Below are 4,247 nucleotides of genomic sequence, written 5' to 3' on the forward strand. Positions count from 1 at the left end.
GAGCGTGCGCAGATAGGCGAGCGCGTCGGCGCGGATCTCGGCGAGGGTCACGTCGGGGTTCGGCAGGGACCCCGTCTTGAACACCACCGAGGATTCGATCCGCACCCAGGAATCGGTCGGCTCGGCGAGGTTGGCCACCACGGAGCCGACGCTGCGCAGGCTCAGGTCGCCGGTGTAGTTGAGCACCTTCACCGCCTTGTCGGCCTCCTCGCGCTTCTTGAGGTCGACCGACTTCTCGACGCTGCCGAGAAGGTAGACGCCGAGCCCGCCCCCGGTCCCGACGGCGACGAGGGTGACGAGGGCGAGCGCTCCGATCCAGCCCTTGCCGCCCTTCTTGGTATCCTTGGCGTCTGCCATGTTCGCCCCCGTCAGAACGGCGCCACGGTCTCGAAGACCTGCTGGCCCAGGGTCGGGTTCTGCACGTCGGTGAGGCGCCCGCGGCCGCCGTAGGAGATGCGGGCCTCGGCGATCTTGTCGTAGTCGATGGTGTTCTTGCGCGAGATGTCGCGCGGGCGGACGATGCCGGCGACGTTGAGCACGCGCACCTCGTTGTTGACCCGCACCTCCTGCGAGCCCGAGATCACCACGTTGCCGTTGGGCAGCACCTCGGTGACGACCGCCGCGACCGAGAGGCTGAGCGATTCCTTGCGGTCGATCGAGCCCTGGCCCTTGGTCTCGGTGCCGGAGCGGATGCCGGTATCGGCGGTGGCCGAATCCTTCAGCGCCGAGACGCCGTAGCCGAAATCGAAGCCGAGGAAGCTCTTCTGGCTGCGCTCGCGCTCGGTGGCGTTGTCGAACTGCGCCTTGTCGTTGATGGCGATGCTCACCGTGATGACGTCGCCGACGTCGCGGGCACGCGGATCCTGGTAGAGCGCGGCGCTCGCCGGGCTCCAGGTCGAGTGGTAGCTGTGGCGCGCGCCGAGCGCCCCGAAGCTGGTCGGCAGCGGCTCGCGCGGCGCGTTGAGGCCGGTGCCGATCGGCGTCAGCACGGGCGGGCGGCCGAGGCGGTCGAGGTCGCTCTGGCAGGCGCCGAGCGAGAGGGCGAGCAGGGCCGCCGCGGCGGGGGGAGCAGAGCGCATCACGACCTCTGGTTCTTCTTCGGCGCCGGCGCGGTCGCGTCCTTGCGGCCGGATTCGGACATGGCGCGGGCAAGCCCGGCGGCGCGCGCCGCCTCCATCTCGGAGAGGATGGCGCTGGCGGTTCGGGCGTTGAGCTTGGTCAGCAGGGCGGCCGCCGCCTCGTCGGGCATGTTGGCGAGCTGGAGCGCCGCCGCGTCGGGGCGCATCTTGGCGTAGACCGCGACCACGCTCTCGTCGGCCTTGGCCAGGAACTCGTTGCGGCGCTTGAGCCACGCCTCGTACTCGGCCCGCTTCTCTTCGAGGAGCTTGATGCGCTCCTCGACTTGCCGCTCCATCGCCGCGAGCTGCTCCTTCTGCCAGGCGAAGCGGGCATCCGCCGCGGCGTCGGCGATGTTGGCGCAGTAGCCGGTCTTGGCCGGCTCCTTGGCGACGTAGTCCTGGGCGGAGACGTCCTTCGGGGCGTCGCGGACGGCGAGCGCCCGCATCGCCGCGTCCTTGGCCGGGTCGGCATGCTCGCCGCCGGCCGCGAGGGCGGTGCCGGAGAGCGCGAGCCAGCACAGGGCGATGCGCAGCGTTGCTCTCATCACTGCACCACGAGCTCGGCCTGGAGGGCGCCGGCGGTTTTCACCGCCTGCAGGATCGCGATGATATCGGTGGGCTTCAGCCCGACCTGATTGAGGCCGCGCACCAGCGTCTGCAGGTCGGAGCCGCCGAGGATGGCGAGCTTGCCGCGCTCCTCCCGCGCACTCACCTCGGTGCGCGGTACCACGACGGTCTGGCCGTTGGAGAACGGCTCGGGCTGCGACACCTCCGGCGCCTCGGTGACGCGCACCGTGAGGTTGCCGTGGGTCACGGCGACCGTGGAGATCGTCACGTTGCGCCCGATCACCACCGTGCCGGTGCGCTGGTCGACGACGACGCGGGCCGGGGTGTCGGGCTGGATCGTCAGGTCGCCGATCTGCGCCACGAGCCGGGTCTGAGCCATCTGGCGCGAGCGCATCACCACCACGGCGCGCTGGTCGCGGGCGCTGGCGATGCGCCGGCCGAAGGCGCCGAGCGACCACGCGTTGATCGCATCCGAGATCTGGGTCGCGGTCTTGAAGTCGGGGTTCTTCAGCTCGAACACGAGTTCGGGCAGGTCGCGGAAGGTGCCGGGCACCTCGCGCTCGATCAGGGCGCCGTTGGGGATGCGGCCGGCCGTCGGCACGCCCTGCGTCAGCTGCTCCGCCTGCCCCTGCACCGAGAAGCCGGAGACGGCCAGCGGCCCCTGCGCCGCCGCGTAGACGAGGCCGTCGCCGCCGGTCAGCGGCGTCATCAGCAGCGTGCCGCCGCGCAGAGAGGTGGCGTCGCCCATCGAGGTCACGGTGACGTCGATGCGCGAGCCGGTGCCGGTATAGGGCGGCAGGTCGGCGGTCACCATCACGGCGGCGATGTTGCGGGTGCGCAGGCGCGCGTCGCGCACGTTGATGCCGAGCCGGTCGAGCAGCGACTGCAGGGACTGCTCGGTGAACTGCGCGTTGCGCAGGGTGTCGCCGGTGCCCTGGAGGCCGGTGACGAGGCCGTAGCCGAAGATCTGGTTGTCGCGCACGCCCTTCAGCGTGGCGATGTCCTTGATGCGGGTGCCCGCCGCGAAGACCGGCCCGGTCATGACGGCGAAGCCCAGGCCGGTGAGCAGGCCGAGCAGGACGGCGAGGATCAGGCGGCGATGCATCGCCATCTGCCCGCGCGACGGCGCGGCGAGGGAGGCGCCACGGCGGGTCATTGCGCGCCGATCCGGATGCGGCCGTCGGCCATCACCGTGCCGAGGATGATGCGGTTGGTGTCGGTGTTGCGCACGCGGATCGTCTCGCCGAGGCCGCCGTTCTGGAGCGGCGCCCCGATGGCGGTGATGACGAGGCCGTTCTCCTCGAAGACCATCTGCGTCGGCGCGCCCCGGCTGACGAGGCGGGGATCGTCCACGGCGTTGACCGGCACCGGCTCGCCCGGCAGCAGCATCCGCCGCGCGGTGCGGCCGGCGATCGCGGCGGAGGCGTCGATGACGGCCGTGCGCGCCCGGTAGGTCGCGGGATAGGCCTGCATCCGCAGCATCGATTCCTTGATCGTGTCGCCGGGATAGATCGTGACGGTCGGCACCGGCAGCATGAGCTCGGCATTCGCCATGCCCTCGGCGGCGCGCGCCGGGACCGCGGCGTGGAAGGCCGGGCCGGCGGCGAGGGCGGCGAGGGCGGCGAGTACGAGGCCGCGGACGAAAGTCTTGCGGGGCATGGAGGATCGCGCCGAAGGAGGAGGGGAGGACGCGGCCGGCGTCACCGGATGCCCTTGGAGACCGTTCCGGCCATCTCGTCGGCCGCCTGGATCACCTTCGAGTTCATCTCGAAGGCGCGCTGGGCGGTGATCAGGCTGGTGATCTCCTTGACCGGATCGACGTTCGACCCTTCGAGATAGCCCTGCTGCAGCCGGCCGTAGCTCACGTCGCCGGGATTGCCGACGACCGGCGCGCCCGAGGCCGGGGTCTCGCGGTAGAGGCCGTTGCCGAGCGGCTCGAGGCCCGATTCGTTGGCGAAGTTGGCGAGCGTGAGCTGGCCGATATTCTGCAGCGCCACCTGGCCGTCGATCTTGGCGAAGACCTGACCCGACTCGTTGATCGTCACCTGGGTGGTGTTCTGCGGGATGAGGATCGCCGGATCGACGGCGTAGCCTTCCATGGTGACGAGCTGGCCGGCGTTGTTCTTGTTGAACGAGCCGGCGCGGGTGTAGTTGATCTCGCCCGCCGGGCTGGTGATCTGGAAGTAGCCGCGCCCGTTCACCGCCAGATCGAGCTGGTTGCCGGTGTTGGCGAGCGATCCCTGCCGGTGCAGATTGCGGATCGCCGCCGCCCGCACGCCGAGGCCCAGCATCGCGCCCTCCGGCACCGCCTCCTGGCCCGCCTGGTTCGGGACGCCCTGCTGCCGCTCCGCCTGGTAGAGCAGGTCGGTGAACTCGGCCCGCGCGCCCTTGAACCCGGTGGTGTTCAGGTTGGCGATGTTGTTGGCGATGACTTCGAGGTTGAGCTGCTGGGCGGACATGCCCGTGGCGGCGATGGCGAGCGCGCGCATGGCGAGGGATCCTTAAACGGGGCCGATCAGATCGGCATGCGGCTGAGTTCGAGGTAGGCGGCGACGACCTTGT

6 protein-coding genes are annotated in these 4,247 nt (G+C 70.7%); all 6 read right to left on the bottom strand.

Features of this window, described 5'->3' with window-relative positions:
• On the bottom strand, window positions 1-357 hold a 357-nt coding region (locus MFF42_RS15105), incomplete at its 3' end, for a flagellar basal body protein FliL (RefSeq protein ID WP_238256472.1).
• 11 nt (window positions 358-368) lie between these two features.
• Window positions 369-1,079, bottom strand: a complete 711-nt coding sequence (gene flgH / locus MFF42_RS15110) for a flagellar basal body L-ring protein FlgH (RefSeq protein WP_238256473.1) — start codon at window positions 1,077-1,079, stop codon at window positions 369-371.
• Window positions 1,079-1,663, bottom strand: a complete 585-nt coding sequence (locus tag MFF42_RS15115) for a MotE family protein (RefSeq protein ID WP_238256474.1) — start codon at window positions 1,661-1,663, stop codon at window positions 1,079-1,081. Before MFF42_RS15115 ends, flgH begins: the two co-directional genes overlap by 1 nt.
• Window positions 1,663-2,790 (bottom strand): flagellar basal body P-ring protein FlgI, encoded by a 1,128-nt coding sequence (gene flgI / locus MFF42_RS15120; RefSeq protein ID WP_238256477.1) that lies wholly within the window; start codon window positions 2,788-2,790, stop codon window positions 1,663-1,665. Before flgI ends, MFF42_RS15115 begins: the two co-directional genes overlap by 1 nt.
• A 47-nt stretch (window positions 2,791-2,837) precedes the next feature.
• The gene (flgA, locus tag MFF42_RS15125; protein ID WP_238256475.1) at window positions 2,838-3,344 is read right to left on the bottom strand and encodes a flagellar basal body P-ring formation chaperone FlgA; all 507 of its coding nucleotides are present in this window, start codon (window positions 3,342-3,344) and stop codon (window positions 2,838-2,840) included.
• A 41-nt stretch (window positions 3,345-3,385) separates the two neighbouring features.
• On the bottom strand, window positions 3,386-4,174 hold the full coding sequence (gene flgG, locus MFF42_RS15130) for a flagellar basal-body rod protein FlgG (protein WP_238256476.1): 789 nt from the start codon (window positions 4,172-4,174) through the stop codon (window positions 3,386-3,388).
• Window positions 4,175-4,247 lie beyond the last annotated feature (73 nt).

The sequence above is a fragment of the Methylorubrum podarium genome, assembly GCF_022179745.1.
GTDB lineage: Bacteria > Pseudomonadota > Alphaproteobacteria > Rhizobiales > Beijerinckiaceae > Methylobacterium > Methylobacterium podarium.